This is a genomic window from uncultured Microbacterium sp. (genome assembly GCF_963521695.1).
In the GTDB taxonomy this organism is placed as follows: domain Bacteria; phylum Actinomycetota; class Actinomycetes; order Actinomycetales; family Microbacteriaceae; genus Microbacterium.
This window is the reverse complement of sequence record NZ_CAUQWC010000034.1, coordinates 1-19,925: the sequence shown is the minus strand read 5'-3', so window position 1 is coordinate 19,925 and position 19,925 is coordinate 1. Positions and strand designations below refer to the sequence as shown.

The following is a 19,925-nucleotide window of genomic DNA, read 5'->3' as shown; positions in this document are numbered from 1 at the left end:
TCCTCGCGCACATCCCGCGTGCCCGTCGCGCGGCGGTGATCGCGGCCGCGCGGGCGGCGGGGCGGTGGGTCACCCTCGACGCCCCGGGTCTCCACGACGGCTGGACGCGGCCCGTCGAGTCGGTGCGGGGAGGCTTCTCGCTGGCGCTCGACGGCGACGTGGTCGCGGAGGTGGATCCGCTCGGGGCCTGGGTGGCGTGGCATCCCGGATCAGAGGCGGCCCGCCGTTAGCGTGGAGGCGTGACCCTGTCGGACCGTGAACTCGCCTTCCTCGCCTTCGAGGGTGAATGGCGGCGCCACGCGGGGGCGAAAGAAGAGGCGATCCGCGCCGAGTTCGGCCTCACACCCGCCCGGTATTACCAGGTGCTCGGTCGTCTGATCGACACCCCCGACGCCCTCGCCCACGACCCCATGCTGGTTCGTCGCCTCCGACGCCGTCGCGACGAGGCCGCGGACCGGCACCGGTCACGGCTCGGCCGGGCGGCGTCGCGCTGACGGAGCGGCCGGGCTTCGACCGATAGCATCGTCCAATGGCCAGATCGACCTTCCCTCGGGATCGCTTCGACGACCTGCCCGATCCCTCCGGCCGCATCGGCGCGCACCGGGCCGAGAACCCCCGGCTGCGCGGATGGATCGTCTTCCTGTGGGCGGCCATCGCCACGCTCGTCCTGATCATCGCGGGCATCTTCGCCACGCTCGTCGTGTCGGGGCGCATCTCGCTCGGCCCCGACGACGCCGCGAGCCCCGTGCCCACCGCCGAGACCACCACGCCCGCCGTGGTCGACCCGTCCTATGCGGTCGTCGTGCTCAACGGCACCGCCGACGAAGGATTGGCCGGGTCGTTGCGCGACACGATCATCGCGGCCGGGTGGCCCGGCGACGGCGTCGAGACGGGCGACTCCGACAGCACCGACTTCGCCCAGACGACCGTCTTCTACCTTCGCGAGAGCGACGAGGCGGCCGCCGAGGGTCTTGCCCAGGCGATCGGCGGTGCCGAGGTCGCGCAGAGCGACTTCCTGCAGCCGACCGACGACCCCGGCACCCCCGACGACGAGAGTGCGGTCAAGCGGCTCATCGTCGTGATCGGCCTCGATCGCGCCGCCGGTCAGGCGTCCGAGTCGCCCGCATCCTGACCCGCGTGGCCGCGTGTTTCCGCGGAGTAACAACTTGACGGCACGCGCGTCAACAATGCGTCCGAACCCTGATCCGCAGACCTCCTCCGTGCTTACGATGACCTCGTCGTTCAGCAACAGGAGATTCGCATGACGCAGGGCACTGTCAAATGGTTCAACGCCGAGAAGGGTTTCGGCTTCATCACCGTCGCTGACGGGCAGGACGTGTTCGTCCACTACTCGAGCATCGAGATGTCGGGCTTCCGTGTCCTCGAAGAGGGGCAGGCCGTCGAGTTCACCGTCGGCAGTGGTCAGAAGGGACCGCAGGCGGAGTCGGTGCGCCTGGCCTGAGTGCTGAATCGAACGCCGCGGCATCCGAGTTCCGGATGCCGCGGCGTTCGTCGTTTCATGGGGGTCCGGTGGCTTGCACTCCCCAGGGTCGAGTGCCAGAATGAGTTAGCACTCGCTTTCGTCGAGTGCCAAAATCTGCAAGTCACCCGTCCGGGAGGGACGACACACTTATGGCAAAGATCATCGCTTTCGACGAAGAGGCACGGCGCGGCCTCGAGCGCGGCCTCAACACTCTGGCCGACGCCGTCAAGGTGACCCTGGGCCCCCGCGGTCGCAACGTCGTGCTCGAGAAGAAGTGGGGAGCCCCCACGATCACGAACGACGGTGTCTCGATCGCCAAAGAGATCGAGCTCGACGACCCGTACGAGAAGATCGGCGCTGAGCTGGTCAAGGAGGTCGCCAAGAAGACCGACGACGTCGCGGGTGACGGCACCACCACCGCCACCGTTCTCGCCCAGGCGCTCGTGCGCGAGGGCCTGCGCAACGTCGCCGCCGGCGCCGACCCCATCTCGCTCAAGAAGGGCATCGAGAAGGCCGTCAAGGCCGTCACCGACGAGCTGCTCGCCTCCGCCAAAGAGGTCGAGTCCAAAGAGCAGATCGCTGCGACCGCGTCGATCTCGGCTGCTGACCCCGCCATCGGCGCGCTCATCGCCGAGGCCATCGACAAGGTCGGCAAGGAAGGCGTCGTCACCGTCGAGGAGTCGAACACCTTCGGCACCGAGCTCGAGCTCACCGAGGGCATGCGTTTCGACAAGGGGTACATCAACCCCTACTTCGTCACCGACCCCGAGCGTCAGGAAGCGGTCTTCGAAGACCCCTACATCCTGATCGCCAACCAGAAGATCTCGAACATCAAGGACCTTCTGCCCATCGTCGATAAGGTGATCCAGGAGGGCAAAGAGCTCCTCATCATCGCCGAAGACGTCGAGGGCGAGGCTCTCGCGACGCTGGTGCTCAACAAGATCCGCGGCATCTTCAAGTCGGTCGCCGTCAAGGCTCCCGGCTTCGGCGACCGTCGCAAGGCACAGCTGCAGGACATCGCGATCCTCACCGGCGGCCAGGTCATCACCGAAGAGGTGGGCCTCAAGCTCGAGAACGCGACCGTCGACCTGCTCGGCCGCGCCCGCAAGGTCATCATCACCAAGGACGAGACCACGATCGTCGAGGGTGCCGGTGAGTCGGAGCTGATCGAGGGTCGCGTGACCCAGATCCGCCGCGAGATCGAGAACACCGACAGCGACTACGACCGCGAGAAGCTCCAGGAGCGCCTCGCGAAGCTCGCCGGTGGCGTCGCCGTCATCAAGGCCGGAGCCGCGACCGAGGTCGAGCTCAAGGAGCGCAAGCACCGCATCGAAGACGCCGTGCGTAACGCCAAGGCCGCTGTGGAAGAGGGTGTCGTCGCCGGTGGTGGCGTCGCGCTCATCCAGGCCGGCAAGAACGCTCTCGGCAACCTGAACCTCGTCGGTGACGAGGCGACGGGCGCCAACATCGTTCGCGTCGCCATCGAGGCTCCGCTCAAGCAGATCGCGCTCAACGCCGGTCTCGAGCCCGGCGTCGTGGCCAACAAGGTCGCCGAGCTCCCCGTGGGCCACGGCCTCAACGCCGCGACCGGCGAGTACGGTGACCTGTTCGCACAGGGCATCATCGACCCCGCCAAGGTGACGCGTTCGGCGCTGCAGAACGCGGCATCCATCGCCGGCCTCTTCCTCACCACCGAGGTCGTCGTCGCCGACAAGCCCGAGAAGAACTCCGCTCCCGCGGGCGACCCCACGGGTGGCATGGACTTCTGATCCGCGCCTGACGTCATCGGAACGCCCCCTCCTCCGGGAGGGGGCGTTCTGCGTGTGCGGCGGGTCCTCGTGCGGGTTCGGCGTGTGCGACCGGCACGCCGCACTCTGCCGGGCGACGCGTCGCGGGCGCGCCACCTTTGGAGTCGTAAGCGGAGGAGATTCCGGGACGGGAGGAAGGATCCGCGCCGGGAGATCCTCCGCCGCCCGGATCTCCTCCGCTCTCGGCGCCTCGCGCGCACATGAGGGGAGTTGCGGGCGGCGGTCCCGCGTGGTCAGGCGGTCGGCTCGGGCCGGTAGCCCGCGGGGAGACGCTCGAGGGGCTGCGTCTCGATGAGCGCGTGCTCCTGTGCGTCGCGACGGTCGGCGAGGGGGAGTGAGACGCGGAAGGTCGCACCGCCTCCCGGTGTGTCGAGCACCTCGACCGTTCCGTGCAGCAGATCGACGATGGATGCCACGATCGACAGGCCGAGGCCCGACCCGCCCGTCTCGCGGGTGCGCGAGGTGTCGGCGCGCCAGAAGCGCTGGAAGATTTGATCGCGGATCTGCTCCGGAACGCCCTCGCCGTGGTCGATGATCTCGATCCACCCCATGTCGCTCTCGACGTCGACGCCCACGCGAAGGCCGATGGGGGAGTTGTCGCCGGTGAAGCGGCGGGCGTTTCCGAGGAGGTTGGCCACGACCTGGCGCACCTTGTTCTCATCTCCCAGCACGATCGGCGCGATCCGCGGGGGCGTGCGTACTACTCCGGTCGGAGCGGTGGGCGCCGCGGTCGGGGCGGCTTCAGCAGACGTGGACGGCGACTCGGCGGCATCCTTGGGCTTGCGTCGTAACCGCGACAGCGTCGCACCCGCGATGGCCATGGCCGACGTGGTCGGGGCGGCGCGTCGGCGGCTCGCGGCCGTCGCGGGATCCCCGCCGGCATCGAGCAGCGGGTCGAGGGTGATGGTGGGCAGCACGATCTCGTCGCGTGAGGTGGTGTCGTCGACCGTCACCTCTCGCTGGGGCGAGGTGACACGCAGGTCGAGAGCGGCGTCGCGCGCGATCGGGCGCAGGTCGAGCGGGGTGATGGTCACGTCGCGCCGCTCGTCGAGACGAGCGAGGGCCAGCAGATCCTCGACGAGCGCACCCATGCGGATGGCTTCCTTCTCGATGCGTTCCATCGACTGCGCGACGTCCTCGTCCGAGCGGATCGCGCCCATCCGGTAGAGCTCCGCGTACCCGCGCATCGTCACCAGAGGCGTGCGCAACTCGTGGCTGGCGTCACCGATGAAGCGGCGCATCTGCCGGACGGTGGCATCCCGTTGGCCGAGGGCGCCGTCGATGCGCGCGAGCATCGCGTTGATGGCGGTCTTGAGCCGGCCCACCTCGGTGTCGGGGACGATGTCGGTGAGGCGCTGGCTGAAGTCGCCGGCGGCGATGTCCATGGCGGTCGTCTCGACCTGGCGGAGGTTTCGGAACGCCAGCGTGACCAGCCATCGCGTGAGCAGGGCGGTCGCGACGAGGATCAGCAGCGCGACGAAGGCGTAGATGCCGATGTAGGCGGCGACGATGCGATCGGTCGGCGCCAGCGGCTGAATCACCATCTGGGTGTAGACGCCCGAACTCCCGTTGACCGGTAGCACGCCGACGCGAGCGAGGAAATGCTGACCCGAATCGCCGTCGTGCAGCTCTATGCGTCTATCGAGTTGCCCGTACGTCTGCTCGACGCTGAACGTCGACGGCAGCTCGGGAAGCGTTTGGGATGCCGTGCCGTTGTAGAACGCCTTGCGCTCACCGTCGGGGCCGTAGACGACGACCATCGACCCGATCTGCGGCGCGTTCTCGATCTGCGAGAACACGATCTGCCCGTCGACGGGCGTCACGGTGAACACGCTGTCGGCGATGTTGCCCGCCGCCTGCTGGGCGAGCTGCTCGTCGAGGTTGTTCACCAGGGTCGTCCGCAGGAACACCATGGTGCCGATGCCCGCCGTGAACAAACCGATCGCCAAGAGCATGACCGTGACGCCGGTGACCTTGGTGCGAAGGCTCAGGCCGCGCCACCAGCGCGTGAGGGAATCGTCAGGATGCGACAGGGCGGATGCCTTCTCGTCAGGCGGTCTTGCCCGACTTCAGCATGTAGCCGAAGCCGCGCTTGGTCTGGATGAGCGGCTCGGAGGAGTGCGGGTCGATCTTGCGGCGGAGGTACGAGATGTAGCTCTCGACGATGCCCGCGTCGCCGTTGAAGTCGTACTCCCAGACGTGGTCGAGGATCTGCGCCTTCGACAGCACACGGTTGGGGTTGAGCATGAGGTAGCGCAGGAGCTTGAACTCGGTGGGGCTCAGGTCGATAGACACATCGCCCACGCTGACGTCGTGGGTGTCCTGATCCATCGTGAGTTCGCCCGTGCGGATGATCGACTCCTCGTCGGCCTGCATGGTGCGGCGGAGGATCGCCTGGATGCGGGCGACGATCTCATCGAGGCTGAACGGTTTGGTGACGTAGTCGTCGCCTCCGGCGTTCAGGCCCTCGATCTTGTCTTCGGTCTCGTCTTTCGCCGTCAGGAACAGGATGGGCGCGGTGTAACCCGCGCCGCGAAGACGCTTGGTGACGCTGAAGCCGTTCATATCGGGGAGCATCACGTCGAGCACGATGAGGTCGGGTTCCTCCTCGAGCACGGCCGAGATCGTCTGCGCGCCGTTCGCGACGGCTCGCACCTGGAACCCAGCGAAGCGCAGGCTCGTGATGAGCAGGTCGCGGATGTTCGGTTCGTCGTCGACGACGAGGATGCGAGGTGCTGTCATGACCTCATTATCGTGACCCGACCCAGCAATCCGCTGGATATGGAACCGATGGGCGCGCCCTGCTATGGATCAGGCTGCCGCGGCGTCGATTCCGTCGGCATCCAGGATCGTGTAGGCGTACCCCTGCTCGGCGAGGAAACGCTGACGGTTCTGGGCGAAATCCTGATCGACCGTGTCGCGCGCGATGAGCGTGTAGAAGCTCGCCGTGTGGTTGGACTGCTTCGGTCGCAGCAGCCGACCGAGACGTTGAGCCTCTTCTTGACGCGATCCGAACGAGCCCGACACCTGGATGGCGACCGAGGCCTCCGGCAGGTCGACCGAGAAGTTGGCGACCTTCGACACCACCAGCAGGGGGATGCTGCCGTCGCGGAAACCCTGGAACAGTTCTTCGCGCTCGGAGATCGGCGTCGCCCCGGTGATCTGGGGGGCGCCGAGCGCTTCGGCGAGCTCGTCGATCTGGTCGAGGTACTGCCCGATGACGAGGACGCGCTCACCCGGATGCCGTTCGACGAGGCGGCGAGCGACGTCGATCTTCGCGGGCGCGGTGGCGGCGAGACGGTAGCGGTCCTCGTCGGCGGCGGCCGCGTACTCGAGGCGTTCGCCGGCGGGGAGGTCGATGCGCACCTCGTAGCAGGCGGCCGGGGAGATGAAGCCCTGGGCCTCGATCTCCTTCCACGGCGCGTCGAAGCGCTTCGGCCCGATGAGGCTGAAGACGTCGCCCTCGCGGCCGTCCTCCCGCACCAGCGTCGCGGTCAGTCCCAGACGGCGGCGGGCCTGTAGGTCGGCGGTGAGCTTGAAGACGGGCGCGGGCAGCAGGTGCACCTCGTCGTAGAGCACCAGGCCCCAGTCGAGGGCGTCGAGGAGCGCGAGGTGGGCGTACTGACCTTTCCGCTTGGCGGTGAGGATCTGGTACGTCGCGATGGTGACGGGCTTGATCTCTTTGACCTGCCCGGAGTACTCGCCGATCTCCTCGGGGGTGAGCGTGGTGCGTCGCAGCAGTTCGTCGCGCCACTGCCGCGCACTCACGGTGTTGGTGACGAGGATGAGCGTGGTGGTGCGGGTGTCGGCCATCGCGCCCGCGCCCACGAGGGTCTTACCGGCGCCGCAGGGGAGTACCACGACACCGGAGCCGCCCTCGGAGAAGGAGTCCACCGCCTGTCGCTGGTAGGGCCGCAGGCTCCAGCCGTCCTCGGCGAGATCGATGGGGTGCGGCGTGCCGGGCGTGTAGCCGGCGAGGTCTTCGGCCGGCCAGCCGATCTTGAGCAGCTCTTGCTTGATGTGCCCGCGAGCCCACGCGTCGACGAGGAAGCTGTCGGGGGTGGGGTGGCCGATGAGCAGCGGCGCGATGCGCTTGTTACGGGACACCTCGCTGAGGACGGCGGCGTCGGTAGAGCGTAGGACGAGCTCTTTGTCGTCGTTGCGCTCGATCACGAGACGGCCGTAGCGGTTGACCGTCTCACGGATGTCGGTGCTGACCGAGGCCGGCACCGGGAAGCGCGACCACCGGTCGAGGGTGTCGAGCATCGCGTCGGCGTCGTGACCTGCCGCGCGGGCGTTCCACAGCCCCAGGCGCGTGATGCGGTACGTGTGGATGTGCTCGGGTGCGCGCTCGAGCTCGGCGAAGATGGCGAGCTCGTGCCGCGCCGTCTCCGCCTGAGGGTGTGCGACCTCGAGGAGGACGGTGCGGTCGCTCTGCACGATGAGGGGGCCGTCAGCCATAGCGTTCGATTCTACCGGGGTCGCGGCGGGGACGGCCGACCACGCCGACGAACCGGCGTCACCCGACGGGGGTCACGCCGTCGATGTGCGACAGCGGCACGGTGCGCTCGACGTCGGCTCCCCGGTCGCGACCCCGCAGGCGTCCGCCGCCCAGCCCCGTCGCTTCCAGCCGGAACACGCGGGCGGAGCCGTCGGGGAGGCGCACGGTGACGTCGATGACGGCGCGGGCGCGGACGGCCTGGTCGAGCTCGCGCTCGAGCCACGCGGCATCCGAGTCGCCCACTCCCTCGCGCAGGCGCCGCAGCAGGTCGGTGTAGACGTCGGCGGGATCGGCGGCGGGCTGCGAGCCCGGGGCCAGCCTCGCGCGCTCCAGCGCGCGCGGTCGTCCGTCGGAGTCGACGGCGACGGCGGGGTAGTGCGCGTCGGTGAGGGCCCAGAACACCACGTCGCTCGACACGTGCGACACCAGTTCGTCGTCGTCGGTGCGCGACAGCGCGATCGAGCGCAACGACTGGTCGATCTCCATCGAGCGCAACAGCGTCTCATCGTCGGTCACGACGCGCGTCAGACGGGTGGCCGGGTCGCTCATCACGCGCACCCGTCCGTGCTCTGCCGACGTGCGCTCGATGACGTACGCGAGCGGCTGCGGGAGTCCGGTCAGCGAGATGCCGCTGAGGAAGTCGCGCAGGGAGTCGGCCGTCTCGCCGGCCGTGATCGCCGCGCCGATCGAGGCGGCACTGAAACGGTAGCTCGAGGCCTGCGCCCGCGACTCGCGCACGGCCATCGACCGCAACCGGACGTCGAGGTGCGGGGCGAGGGGCCCGGGCGCGATCGCGGTCAGGTCGTTCTGCAGGTACACGCGATCGACCTCGGGCGGGAGCAGTTCGCGCAGGGACGACGTGTCGACGTCGCCGCCCCGGGCGAGGGGCTCCGCCCACGGGGCGGTGCGCCCCGCGGCATCCACGAGCCCCCACCGCCGCAGGCGGCGTGCCCACAGGGCCGCGCGGTCCGCGCCGTCGGGGTCGAAGGGCGTTGCCCCGGCCCACTCGTCGACGGGGATCCATCCTCCGTCGGCCGAGCGGTAGGCGCGGGGAAGGGCGTCGCGCAGCGCCACCGCCGTGTGCTGCCAGCGTTCGAGGGTGGGCAGGCGCAGCCACTCCCGGCCGGCCGACGAGACGAGCCACGCGCGATCGTTCGCGCCCAGCAGACCGACGTCGGCGGCGAGACCGACGAGTAGATCGGCGTCGGCGGGCGTCGAGACGGCTCCGGCGTCGACGAGTCGCCGGCGTTCCGTCGCCCCGAGGGACCCTGATCCGATGCGTCCGAGAGGCGCCTCGAGGGTCTGCAAAAGGATGTCGGCCACGGATGCGGCATACGTGAAAGCGGCCTCGGATGCCGCGGCGGTCTCGGCCTCGGACGGCGTCTGCGACGGTGTCACGGCGGCGGGAACACCCTCGGGCAGCGCCTCGCGGACCGCGTCGACCACGCTCGGGAAGAGGAGGCCGTCGTCTCCCACGAGCGCACGGGAGATCAGATCGTCACGCACCTCGCCCGTCGCGGGCGTGCCGGCGAGAGCGTCGAAAAGCGCGTCGGACTCCCGACGGGTGAGGGCCGGCAGCGCGCGGGCGACCGAGACCGGCTCGAGCAGCGCCTCGGCCGCGTCGAACATGTCACGCCAAGTCGCGGACGGCGAAACGTGCCGGTCGGCGAACAGACGCGCGAGCTCGTCGTCGGAGCGCGCGCCCAACGAGACCGCCAGTGCGCGTTGAGCGGAGGTCTCGGCCACGTCAACGGGCCTTGTTGGCCCGGGCCCTTCGCACGAAGCTCATGATGAGTACGGCCAGCAGGCACCCGAACGCGATGGGGGGCGTGACGAGGACGAGCAGGCTCACCACGGGCCATACGCCCGAGGCCAGATCGGCGCCGGCGGTGGAGCCGATGATGATCGCGAAGAAGCACACGAGCGCCAGCACGAGCAACCCGAGCGACATGAACGCCAGGATGCGGTCGATGCGGCGAACAGGAATGTCGTCGCCCGGCGTACTGCCGCCGGAGGTGCGGGTGCTCATCGGCCTCAGCCTACTGCCTGGCGGCGGTGCCGTAGTCTGGAAGACCGGGATCCGATCGGGTCCTGCGTTCCGCCGCGCGATCGCGCACACACTCAGCGAGGTGTCCATGCCCACCGGCAAGGTCAGGTTCTACGACGACGAGAAGGGCTTCGGCTTCATCAGCACCGATGACGGCCAGGACGTGTTCCTGCACGCCACGGCTCTGCCCGCCGGAACCCCCGGGCCCAAGGCCGGGACGCGACTGGAGTTCGGCGTCGCCGATGGCAAGCGCGGCCCTCAGGCCCTGTCCGTGCGCGTCCTCGACGCCCCGGTGAGCCTGTCCAAGCGCTCCCGCAAGCCCGCCGACGACATGGCGATCATCGTCGAAGACCTCGTCAAGCTCCTCGACGGCATCGGTGGCGACCTGCGCCGCGGCCGGTACCCCAACGGCCCCCACGCGCAGAAGATCGCGGCCGTCCTGCGCAAGGTCGCCGATGACTTCGAAGCCTGAGCAGTTCGTCGACGAGCGTCTGACCGGCGCCCACGACCTGGCGCTCGCCGCCCTGCACGAGATCACGCCCGCCGACACCGTCGGTCCGGCGGCCGGATACACGGCCGAAGACGACGGCGCCGTGTCGTTGCGTTTCCACACTCGGCTCTCCGGGTACCCGGGCTGGTTCTGGACGGTGAGCGTCGCCGTGGTCGACGATTCCGATCCCACCGTGCTCGAGGTCGAGCTGCTGCCGGGTGACGGCGCCCTCCTCGCGCCCGACTGGGTGCCGTGGGCGACGCGCCTGGCCGATTACCAGGCGGCGCAGGTGGCCGCGGCCACGGTCGACGAAGAAGACGACGATCTCGACGATGATGACGACGACGACGCGGATGACGTCGACGACGACGAGGTGGACGACGACGAAGACGAGCCGAAGGCGCGCTTCCACGCGGGTGATCTCGACGGCGTCGACATCGATGAACTCGACGCCGATCACCCCGACGAGACGGACGACGACCTCGACGACACGGACGACGACCTCGACGAGACGGACGACGACGAGGGCGACCGCAGCTACTGAGCACGAACGACGACGGCCGTCCCGCACGATGCGGGACGGCCTTCGTCGTTCGTGCGTCAGGCGCCGGGAAGGTGCTCGATCGTGTAGTCGATCGCGCCGATGAGACGGCGGACGTCGGCCGGCTCGATCGAGACGAACGTCGCGACGCGCAGCTGGTTGCGCCCCAGCTTGCGGTAGGGCTCGGTGTCGACGATGCCGTTCGCGCGGAGACTCTTGGCGATCGCGGCCGCATCGATGCTGTCGTCGAAGTCGATGGTCACGACGACGGGGGAGCGGTCGGAAGGATCGGCGACGAAGGGGGTCGCCACGGCGCTCGCATCGGCCCACTCGTACAGGGCAGACGACGACTCGGCCGTGCGGGCGGCGGCCCACGACAGGCCACCGTTGTCGAGGATCCAGCCCAGCTGCTCGTCGAGCAGCAGCAGGGTCGCCAACGCGGGGGTGTTGAGCGTCTGCTGGAGGCGGGAGTTGTCGAGCGCGTTCTTCAGGCTCAAGAATTCGGGGATGTACCGATCGGATGCCGCGATGCGCTCGATGCGCTCGATGGCGGCCGGAGACACGGCGGCGTACCAGAGGCCACCGTCGGAGCCGAGGTTCTTCTGCGGCGCGAAGTAGTACACGTCGGCCTGCGTCACGTCGAAGTCGATGCCGCCCGCGGCGCTGGTCGCGTCGATGACGGTGAGCGCACCGGCATCCGCCTGGACGCGCTCGATCGGAGCAGACACGCCGGTGGAGGTCTCGTTGTGCGGCCAGGCGTAGACGTCGACGCCCTCGACGGCCTCGGCAACGGTGCGCGTGCCCGGTGCGGCCTTGCGCACGTCGGGCGCCTGCAGCCAGGGAGCGGCGGCCGCGGAGGCGAACTTGCCGCCGAACTCGCCGAAGACCAGGTTCTGACTGCGGGTGTCGATGAGGCCGAACGCCGCGGCATCCCAGAAGGCGGTCGACCCGCCGTTGCCGAGGATGATCTCGTAGCCCTCGGGCAGGCGGAGCAGCTGCGACAGGCGCTCGCGCGTGCTGGCGACGAGGTTCTTGACGGGGGCCTGGCGGTGCGAGGTGCCGAGGATCGACGCTCCGCGGGTGACGAGGGCCTCGAGTTGCGCACCGCGCACCTTGGAGGGACCGCATCCGAAACGGCCGTCGGCGGGCAGGAGTTCGCTGGGGAGTTCCACGTGCGGCATGGACCGATTCTAGAGTCCCCGTCCCGTCCCTCCCGCGCTCATGTCGGAGGGGGTCGGTAGGCTGGGAGGACTTGCCGCGCGACATCGAGGACACCTAAATGACCGACCTGATCGACACCACCGAGATGTACCTGCGCACGATCCTCGAGCTCGAAGAGGAGAAGATCGTGCCGCTGCGCGCGCGCATCTCCGAGCGCCTCGGCCACTCGGGTCCGACCGTCTCGCAGACCGTGGGCCGCATGGAGCGCGACGGTCTCGTCGTCGTCTCCGAAGACCGCCGACTCGAGCTGACCGACGACGGACGCCAGAAGGCCGTCGACGTCATGCGCAAGCACCGTCTCGCCGAGCGCCTCCTGAGCGACGTCATCGGGCTCGATTGGGCCTACGTGCACGACGAGGCGTGCCGGTGGGAGCACGTCATGAGCGAGCAGGTCGAGCGACGTCTCGTCGAACTGCTCGGGCACCCGACCGAGTCCCCGTACGGCAACCCGATCCCCGGTCTCGACCAGCTCGGCGACGCCTCCAGCGCCACCTTCGACGACGGCGTGGTCGGTCTCGTGCGAAAGCTGACGGATGCTGGCGGCCCCATCAGCGGCACGATCCGGCGCCTCGCCGAACCCGCGCAGGTCGACCCCGAGTTGCTGCAGCAGTTGAAGGCCGCCGGCGTCCTGCCCGGTAAGCGCGGCGACTACCGCTTCAACGAGGGCTACGTGCTCCTGCAGATGGAGGGCGTCGACGAGGGGCTGGAGCTGCCCGTCGAGGTGGCTTCGCACATCTTCCTGGTCGCCGGCGACTGAACGTCAGCGCGGTTTCACCCCGGTGTTCGTCGGGGCTACCTGACCGAAGCGTGACTTGTTCGTTATCTTCAGGTAGCCTCAGAGGGTCCACAGGCTGGAAGCCCGCCGTCGGACCCCTCGCGGTTTGCCTCATCGGCTCGTCGTCTGCAGAGGGCTAAGCCCGCACATCGTGCCCCCAATGATCGAGTGCTGACGAGCCAGCGTCCCCGAAGACGCAGAGGCGCCGGAGGAACTTTGGCTGAACACAACGATCCCGCTGCGGACCTACCCGAGGTCCCCGTAACGGGCCCCACCCGAAAGAGCACACGCGCGGCCGTCGCCCGAACGACGAACCGTTCCGCTCGCATCGCGGCCGTACCGGCCGCGCGCACCGCGGCTGCACCGGCCGCGCGTGCCATCCCCGCTCCCCGTCCGTCATCGACCCGCGGTATCGGCAAGCCGTTGCGCAGCGCCGTCATCCTGTCGATGGTGGCGGGGCTCGTGGCGACGGTGGCCATCCCGGCCTACGCGGCCACCATGCCCGCCGCCGAGACGATGACGCTGCAGCAGATGTCGGCGGCCGACAACCAGTCGCTGGTCGTCGCATCCGACGCCACGGCCGAGACGCTCGACCGCAGCAGCTACTCCGCCACCACCGCGGACGAGATCAAGAAGAAGAAGGACGAAGAGGCCGCAGCGGCCGCTGCTGCCGCCGCCGCCGAGCGCGCACGCCAGGCGGCATCCACGGCCAGCACGTCCGTTTCGTCCGTCGACCTCACCATGACCGCGCCCGGCTCGGGCGAGGTGCGCTGGCCTCTGACGAGCTACGTCCTCGGCCGTGGTCTGTGGGATTCCGGTTACCACCAGGGCGTGGATCTTCTCGCGCCCGGTGGCCAGCCGATCTTCGCCGCCGCCGCGGGTGTCGTGAGCGTCTCGCAGGAGAGCTACGGCGGGTACGGCGTCGCGATCGTGCTCGAGCACGTCATCAACGGCCAGAAGGTGTCGACCACCTACGGTCACATGACGTACGGCAGCCGAGTGGTGCAGGCGGGGCAGACCGTCGCTGCGGGGCAGCTCATCGGTCTCGTCGGCTCGACGGGCAGCTCGACCGCCAACCACCTGCACTTCGAGGTGCACATCAACAACTCGGTGGTCGACCCCTACGCCTGGCTGCAGCAGAACGCAGGCTGACCTTCCCTACGCGAGACGGCGTGCCGGAGACCATCGTTCTCCGACACGCCGTCTTCCGTTTCCCCTCCCGCCCGACCCCGGGCGTGTCGTGGTGGGTTAGCCTTTCCTCGACGTCGGAAGAACCGGAGGGAACGCCGATGAACACCAGTCCGCGCATCCGCACCATGGATGCGCTCGGGCTGCTCGTTCTTCGGCATCGTGAGTTCGGATGCCGCGGCCTCGCCGCGCGTCCGAAGGCGCTGTCTGCCTGACAGCGCCTTTTTTCATACCCTTTCCGCGCCTGCCGTCGTCGCGAGTCGAACATCCGAGAAGCCGTCTCGGCCATTCGAGAGGAGACGTACATGCGCACACTGGTGCTCAACGCGGGCTACGAGCCCCTCGCCGTCGTGTCGTTCAAGCGGGCGCTCGTGCTCGTGATGAACGAGAAGGCCGTGGTCGTCGAACGCGTCGAGGAGGATCCCGTCTGGGCCTCCGCCGGCACGTACGATCGCCCGGCGGTGATCATCCTGACCCGTTACGTGCGCGTACCGGGCGCGCGGCGCGTGCCGGTGACGCGTCGCGGCGTCCTCCGCCGCGACGGGCACCGCTGCGGGTACTGCGGCAAGGCGGCCTCGACGATCGACCACGTGATGCCGCGCTCGCGTGGCGGCAAGGACACGTGGGAGAACCTGGTGGCCTGCTGCCTCGCATGCAACAACATCAAGGGTGATCGCACGCCGCAGGAGATGCGGTGGGAGCTGCGGCTCGTGCCCGCCCCGCCGCACGGCTCGTCATGGACGGTCCGCGGCGTCGACAAGAGTGACCCGCGGTGGGAGCCGTACCTGGCACTCGCGGCCTGACGCTGCTCCGCCCTCCCCGGCTCGCCGGGCTCCTCGTCATGCCCGCCCGGGGGTTTCGGGGGATGGATGCCGTGTCTCGGGGCGTCGCAGTCGACCTCCTCCGCCGATGTCGGAGGTCGATCGTATCTTCGACCCACAGGGATTGAGGGAATAGAACACATGTTCTAACCTGTGGGAGTGAGGGCGATCATGCGAGACCAGGTACAGGCCGTACCCGACATCCATGCGCTGCGCGATCGCCTCGAGCGCATGCAGGGGCGTCGTATGGACGCCCCTGTGCTCCCGACGCATCCCGCGTTCTCGCCGCTGCTGCCCGGAGGCGGGTTGCGCCCGGGCTCGGCCTACGCCCTCGCCCGCTCGTCTTCGCTGCTGCTGGCGCTCATGGCCCGCCCCTCGCAAGACGGGGCGTGGTGCGGAGTGATCGGCATGCCCGAGTTGGGGGCCGAAGCCGCAGAGAAGTACGGTCTCGATCTCGACCGGCTCGTCTTCATCCCCGATCCGGGCCCGCGGTGGCTCGCGGTGACCGCCACGATCACCGAGGTGCTGCCGGTGGTGGCCGTGCGCCCGCCCGCGGGTTCCACGGCGGCTCGCGGGGGTGCCGAGACCACGCGCCTGGCCGCCCGCCTGCGCGACCGCGGGTCGGTGCTGCTCGTGCAGGGGGCCTGGCCGCAGGCCGAAGCGGTGATCGACGTGGCCGACCCGCAGTGGTCGGGGCTCGGTCAGGGCAACGGGTATCTCGCCGGCCGCGAACTGACGGTCTCGGTCAGCAGCCGGCGTTCGCCGAACGCCCGTCGCGCGCGCATGTTGCTGCCGGCCGCCGACGGGTCGATCGAACTGCTGGGTGCACCCGCCGAACGCCTCGTGCCGCGCGATCATGACGCCTATTCAGGGGCGGCCTACCCCGTACGGGCGGTGGGCTGATGCAGGCGCCCACACGCAGCCTCGTGCTGTGGTTTCCTGACTGGCCGATCACGGCGTTCGCTCACGAGACCGTCTCGCCCCCGAAGCCGGATGCCGCCGTCGCAGTGTTCGCGAACAACATCGTCGTGGCGTGCTCGTGGGCGGCCCGGGCGCAGGGGGTGCGTCGGGGCCAGAAGCGACGCGACGCGCAGGCCCTGTGCCCGGCGCTGCAGGTCGTGCCCGCCGACCCCGTGCGCGACGCGCGCGCCTTCGCCCCCGTCGTCGCGCGTGTCGAGGAGTACGCCCCCGGGGTGCAGGTCGTGCGACCCGGGCTGTGCGCGCTGAAAGCGCGAGGACCGGCGCGATACTACGGCGGCGAACGCGAAGCGGCTCGTACGCTGATCCGTCTGCTCGACGACGTCGGTTTCAGCGACGTGCGGGCGAGTGTCGCCGACGGCGTCTTCACCGCCGAGCAGGCGGCGCGATCAGCGCGCGTCGACGACCCGGTGCGGATCGTCCCACCGGGAGAAGCCGGCGCGTTCCTGGCACCCCTGTCCGTCGCGACGCTCGACGACGACGAGTTCGGGAGCCTGCTCGCGCGCCTGGGCGTTCACACGCTCGGCGATCTGGCCGCGCTCCCGGTCGAGCGGGTACGGGAGCGCTTCGGCGGCCGCGGGGTGCGGCTGCATGCCCTGTCGGGAGGGCTCGACTCGCAGCCGGTGCAGCCGCGGACGCCTCCGCCCGAACTGCACCGCGACATCGCCTTCGAACCCCCGCTCGAACTCGCCGATCAGATCGCCTTCGGCATGCGCGTGGCGGCCGAGGAGTTCATCGCCGGGTTGGGCGCGCACGACCTCGTGTGCACCGAACTGCGCGTCGTCCTCACCGGCGAACGAGCCGAGCGCAGTGAACGCGTCTGGTTGCATCCGGGGTCGTTCGACGCCGCCGCCGTGGTCGACCGGGTGCGGTGGCAACTCGCCGAAGACGCGCAGGGCATCTTCGGCAGTGGTGTGGCCGGTGTGCACATCGAACCCGAAGCGGTGGATGCCGCAGCCCATCACGCCAAAGGGCTCTTCGGCGCCGGCCCCGACGAACGCGTGCACCACGCGCTGTCGCGCGTGCAGGCCATGCTCGGTCATCGTGCCGTGGTGACGCCGGTCGTCGGTGGCGGGCGATGGCTCGCCGAACGCCAGGTGAACGTGCCGTGGGGCGATCGAGCCGTCACGGCGAAAGATCGTGCGCGGCCCTGGCCCGGCAGTCTTCCCGACCCCCTGCCGGCCACGGTGTACCCCGAACCACGCTTGGTCGGCGTGACGGACACCGCGGGCGCCCCCGTGACGGTGGGGGAGCGCGACGTGCTGAGCGCCCCGCCCGCGGTGCTCGAGACGGCGGGGCAGCGTCGTCGTATCCACGAGTGGGCGGGGCCATGGCCGATCAGCGAGCGCGGGTGGGACCCGTTGCGGGCGCGCCGGGCGCACCGATTCCAGGTGATCGACGCCGATGGCGGCGCGTGGCTGCTGGTGGTCGAAGAGGGCGAGTGGCGGGCGGAGGGTCGATATGACTGAGGCGGGGGTGGGCTGATGGGATGGACCAACCCCCCGGTGAAGTGGTCGGAGCTGGAGCGTTTGCTCAGCGACGCGCGTCGGCCGACCGGCACGCCGCCCAACGGCGACGGCGGCGACAGTCCGGCCTGGTCGCACAAGCGCGGGGCTTATGTGCCGCCGTCGATCGAGCGCCCCGACGACACGATCCCGTACGCCGAACTGCACGTGCACTCGTCGTACTCGTTCCTCGACGGCGCTTCCTCGCCCGAGGAGCTCGTCGAAGAGGCCGAGCGCCTGGGTCTGCACGCCCTCGCCCTCACCGACCACGACGGTTTCTACGGCATCGTGCGCTTCGCCGAGGCGGCCGAGGCCCGCACGGTGAAGACCGTGTTCGGGGCGGAATTGTCGCTGGGACTCAGCGGTCCGCAGAACGGCGCGGCCGACCCCGAGGGTTCGCACCTGCTCGTCCTCGCGCGGCGCGAAGAGGGGTACCACCGTCTCGCCGCGGCGATCACCCACGCGCAGCTCACCGGCGCCGAGAAGGGGCGCCCCGTCTACGACCTCACCGACCTCGCCGAGCGGGCGGGCGGTCCCCGTGACCCGCACTGGGCCGTGCTCACCGGATGCCGCAAGGGAGCGGTCCGGCAGGCGCTGGCATCCGAGGGACCGGCGGGGGCCGCGCGTGAACTCGACACCCTCGTCGACCTGTTCGGTGCGCAGGCCGTCTACGTCGAGCTGATGGATCAGGGCGACCCGCTTGATTCCCGTCGGAACGACGTGCTGGCGGCGCTCGCCGCCGAGCGGGGGCTGGCGACCCTCGCCACCAACAACGTGCACTACGCCGCCCCGCAGAAAGAGCTGCTCGCCGCCGCCGTGGCCGCGGTGCGGGCGAACCGGGGTCTCGACGAGCTCGACGGGTGGCTGCCCGCCCACGCCGGCGCGCACCTGCGTTCGGGCGTCGAGATGTCGGCCCGGTTCGCGCGCTACCCGGGCGCGGTCGCGCGCACCGTGACGCTGGCCGACGAGATCGCCTTTCCGCTGCGCCGCGCCAAGCCCGCGCTTCCGAAGCAGAAGGTTCCCGAGGGGCACACGCCCATGTCATGGTTGCGACACCTGGTGTGGGAGGCCGTGCCCCGCAAGTACCCGGATCTCTCCGACGACGACCGCCGCCGCATCGAACGCGAGCTCGGCGTCATCGAGATGAAGGACTTCCCGGGGTATTTCCTCATCGTCTACGGCATCGTGGCCGAGGCCCGCCGTCGCGGCATCCTGTGCCAGGGGCGCGGATCGGCCGCCAACAGCGCGGTCTGCTACCTGCTCGACATCACCGCGGTCGACTCCATCTTCTACAAGCTGCCGTTCGAGCGGTTCCTGTCGAGCCTGCGCGACGAGGAACCCGACATCGACGTCGATTTCGACTCCGACCGCCGAGAAGAGATCATCCAGTGGGTCTACCGGGAGTACGGGCGCGAGCGGGCGGCGCAGGTGGCCAACGTCATCCAGTACCGCCCCAAGAACGCCGTGCGCGACATGGCCCGGGCCCTCGGACACTCGCCCGGTCAGCAGGATGCCTGGTCGAAGCAGGTCGAGCGCTGGGGGGCGACGCTCGAGACCGGAGGCGACCACGACATCCCCGATCAGGTCATCGAGTTCGCGTCGGAGCTGCTGAAGGCGCCGCGACACCTCGGCATCCATTCCGGGGGCATGGTGCTTACCGATCGGCCGGTGGGCGAGGTCGTGCCCATCGAGCACGCGCGCATGGAAGACCGCACGGTCATCCAGTGGGACAAAGACGACGCCGCGTGGATGGGACTGGTGAAGTTCGACCTGCTGGGGCTCGGCATGCTCGCGGCCCTGCAGTACTGCTTCGACCTGATCCGGGATGCCACCGGTGAGGAGTGGGAGCTGTCGACCCTGCCGAAAGAAGAGAAGGCCGTGTACGACATGCTGTGCCGGGCCGACTCGATCGGGGTGTTCCAGGTGGAGTCGCGCGCGCAGATGGGGCTGTTGCCCCGCCTGCAGCCGCGCAAGTTCTACGACCTGGTCGTGCAGATCGCCCTGATCCGTCCCGGACCCATCCAGGGCGGAGCCGTGCACCCGTTCGTGCGGCGCAAGCTCGGCCAAGAGAAGATCACCTACGTGCACCCCAAGCTCGAGCCGGTGCTGGAACGCACGATGGGGGTGCCGGTGTTCCAGGAGCAGCTCATGCAGATGGCCGTCGCCATCGGCAACTGCTCCGCCGAAGACGCCGACCTGCTGCGCCGGGCCATGGGGTCCAAGCGGGGCCTGGAGCGCATCGACTCACTCCGCGAGACGCTGTACGCCGGCATGGCCGAGAACGGCCTCGTCGGTCAGGTCGCCGACGAGTTGTACGCCAAGATCCAGGCCTTCGCGAACTTCGGCTTCGCCGAGTCGCACTCGCTGTCGTTCGCGCTGCTGGTCTATGCGAGCTCGTGGATCAAGCTGCACTATCCGGCGGCGTTCCTCGCGGGACTGCTGCGCGCACAGCCCATGGGGTTCTACTCGCCCGCGACCCTGACCGCCGACGCGCGGCGCCACGGCGTGGTGGTGCGCCGGCCCGATCTGTCGCGGTCGGGCGTCGAAGCGACGCTCGAGACGGTCGA

19 protein-coding genes and 1 pseudogene are annotated in these 19,925 nt (G+C 69.6%); 13 read left to right on the top strand and 7 right to left on the bottom strand.

From position 1 onward, the window contains the following. From RWP81_RS04360 to groL, 5 genes and pseudogenes are all read left to right on the top strand, one after another. Positions 1-230, top strand: a pseudogene (locus RWP81_RS04360) (DUF2332 domain-containing protein); the annotation flags it as partial. 9 nt (positions 231-239) lie between these two features. Beyond that, entirely contained in the window at positions 240-494 is a 255-nt protein-coding gene (locus RWP81_RS04355; protein ID WP_314452624.1) for a DUF3263 domain-containing protein, read from the top strand. Positions 495-529: 35 nt separating this feature from the next. Continuing rightward, positions 530-1,132: a LytR C-terminal domain-containing protein gene (locus RWP81_RS04350; RefSeq protein WP_314452621.1), complete on the top strand. Its 603-nt coding sequence runs from the start codon at positions 530-532 to the stop codon at positions 1,130-1,132. A gap of 129 nt (positions 1,133-1,261) precedes the next feature. Further along, positions 1,262-1,462, top strand: coding sequence for a cold-shock protein (locus RWP81_RS04345; RefSeq protein ID WP_055956643.1), 201 nt, complete (start codon positions 1,262-1,264; stop codon positions 1,460-1,462). 170 nt (positions 1,463-1,632) lie between these two features. Next, a complete protein-coding gene (gene groL / locus RWP81_RS04340) occupies positions 1,633-3,252 on the top strand; it encodes a chaperonin GroEL (RefSeq protein WP_314452616.1) in 1,620 nt (539 codons plus the stop codon). 272 nt (positions 3,253-3,524) lie between these two features. Here groL and RWP81_RS04335 read toward each other — a convergent pair whose 3' ends face one another. The 5 genes from RWP81_RS04335 to RWP81_RS04315 all read right to left on the bottom strand — a co-directional run bounded on the left by RWP81_RS04335 (position 3,525) and on the right by RWP81_RS04315 (position 9,821). Continuing rightward, positions 3,525-5,246 carry a HAMP domain-containing sensor histidine kinase gene (locus tag RWP81_RS04335; RefSeq protein ID WP_314452613.1) on the bottom strand — a complete coding sequence of 574 codons (1,722 nt, stop codon included), beginning with the start codon at positions 5,244-5,246 and terminating at the stop codon, positions 3,525-3,527. 94 nt (positions 5,247-5,340) lie between these two features. Continuing rightward, complete coding sequence (locus RWP81_RS04330; protein WP_055956651.1) at positions 5,341-6,033, bottom strand: response regulator transcription factor; 693 nt, start codon at positions 6,031-6,033, stop codon at positions 5,341-5,343. 69 nt (positions 6,034-6,102) lie between these two features. Beyond that, entirely contained in the window at positions 6,103-7,752 is a 1,650-nt protein-coding gene (locus tag RWP81_RS04325) for a DNA repair helicase XPB (protein WP_055956654.1), read from the bottom strand. Between the two features lie 58 nt (positions 7,753-7,810). Then, on the bottom strand, positions 7,811-9,538 hold the full coding sequence (locus tag RWP81_RS04320; RefSeq protein ID WP_314452599.1) for a helicase-associated domain-containing protein: 1,728 nt from the start codon (positions 9,536-9,538) through the stop codon (positions 7,811-7,813). A gap of 1 nt (position 9,539) precedes the next feature. Beyond that, positions 9,540-9,821: a multidrug ABC transporter ATPase gene (locus RWP81_RS04315; RefSeq protein WP_314452597.1), complete on the bottom strand. Its 282-nt coding sequence runs from the start codon at positions 9,819-9,821 to the stop codon at positions 9,540-9,542. 106 nt (positions 9,822-9,927) lie between these two features. Here RWP81_RS04315 and RWP81_RS04310 point away from each other — a divergent pair, with 106 nt between their 5' ends. Both RWP81_RS04310 and RWP81_RS04305 read left to right on the top strand, forming a co-directional pair. Beyond that, complete coding sequence (locus RWP81_RS04310; RefSeq protein WP_055957202.1) at positions 9,928-10,311, top strand: cold-shock protein; 384 nt, start codon at positions 9,928-9,930, stop codon at positions 10,309-10,311. After that, the gene (locus RWP81_RS04305) at positions 10,295-10,873 is read left to right on the top strand and encodes a DUF3027 domain-containing protein (RefSeq protein WP_314452594.1); all 579 of its coding nucleotides are present in this window, start codon (positions 10,295-10,297) and stop codon (positions 10,871-10,873) included. Before RWP81_RS04310 ends, RWP81_RS04305 begins: the two co-directional genes overlap by 17 nt. 56 nt (positions 10,874-10,929) lie before the next feature. On the opposite strand, the gene serC is transcribed toward RWP81_RS04305, so the two are convergent. Beyond that, positions 10,930-12,051, bottom strand: coding sequence for a phosphoserine transaminase (serC, locus tag RWP81_RS04300; RefSeq protein ID WP_314452592.1), 1,122 nt, complete (start codon positions 12,049-12,051; stop codon positions 10,930-10,932). Positions 12,052-12,149: 98 nt separating this feature from the next. On the opposite strand from serC, the gene RWP81_RS04295 reads away from it, so the two are divergent. Both RWP81_RS04295 and RWP81_RS04290 read left to right on the top strand, forming a co-directional pair. Next, the gene (locus tag RWP81_RS04295; RefSeq protein ID WP_243222487.1) at positions 12,150-12,848 is read left to right on the top strand and encodes a metal-dependent transcriptional regulator; all 699 of its coding nucleotides are present in this window, start codon (positions 12,150-12,152) and stop codon (positions 12,846-12,848) included. A 234-nt stretch (positions 12,849-13,082) separates the two neighbouring features. Beyond that, positions 13,083-14,018, top strand: coding sequence for a M23 family metallopeptidase (locus RWP81_RS04290; RefSeq protein WP_314452589.1), 936 nt, complete (start codon positions 13,083-13,085; stop codon positions 14,016-14,018). Here the strand turns inward: RWP81_RS04290 and RWP81_RS16295 are convergent. Next, complete coding sequence (locus RWP81_RS16295) at positions 13,988-14,188, bottom strand: MerR family transcriptional regulator (protein ID WP_374108639.1); 201 nt, start codon at positions 14,186-14,188, stop codon at positions 13,988-13,990. The genes RWP81_RS04290 and RWP81_RS16295 overlap by 31 nt on opposite strands. A 171-nt stretch (positions 14,189-14,359) precedes the next feature. On the opposite strand from RWP81_RS16295, the gene RWP81_RS04285 reads away from it, so the two are divergent. The 4 genes from RWP81_RS04285 to RWP81_RS04270 all read left to right on the top strand — a co-directional run. Further along, positions 14,360-14,857: an HNH endonuclease gene (locus tag RWP81_RS04285; RefSeq protein ID WP_055956669.1), complete on the top strand. Its 498-nt coding sequence runs from the start codon at positions 14,360-14,362 to the stop codon at positions 14,855-14,857. 189 nt (positions 14,858-15,046) lie between these two features. After that, positions 15,047-15,778, top strand: a complete 732-nt coding sequence (locus RWP81_RS04280) for a hypothetical protein (protein WP_314452586.1) — start codon at positions 15,047-15,049, stop codon at positions 15,776-15,778. After that, positions 15,778-17,322 (top strand): DNA polymerase Y family protein, encoded by a 1,545-nt coding sequence (locus RWP81_RS04275; protein WP_314452585.1) that lies wholly within the window; start codon positions 15,778-15,780, stop codon positions 17,320-17,322. The genes RWP81_RS04280 and RWP81_RS04275 overlap by 1 nt, the downstream gene beginning before the upstream one ends. A gap of 15 nt (positions 17,323-17,337) precedes the next feature. Next, a partial coding sequence (locus tag RWP81_RS04270) for an error-prone DNA polymerase (protein ID WP_314452583.1) occupies positions 17,338-19,925 on the top strand: 2,588 nt, incomplete at its 3' end.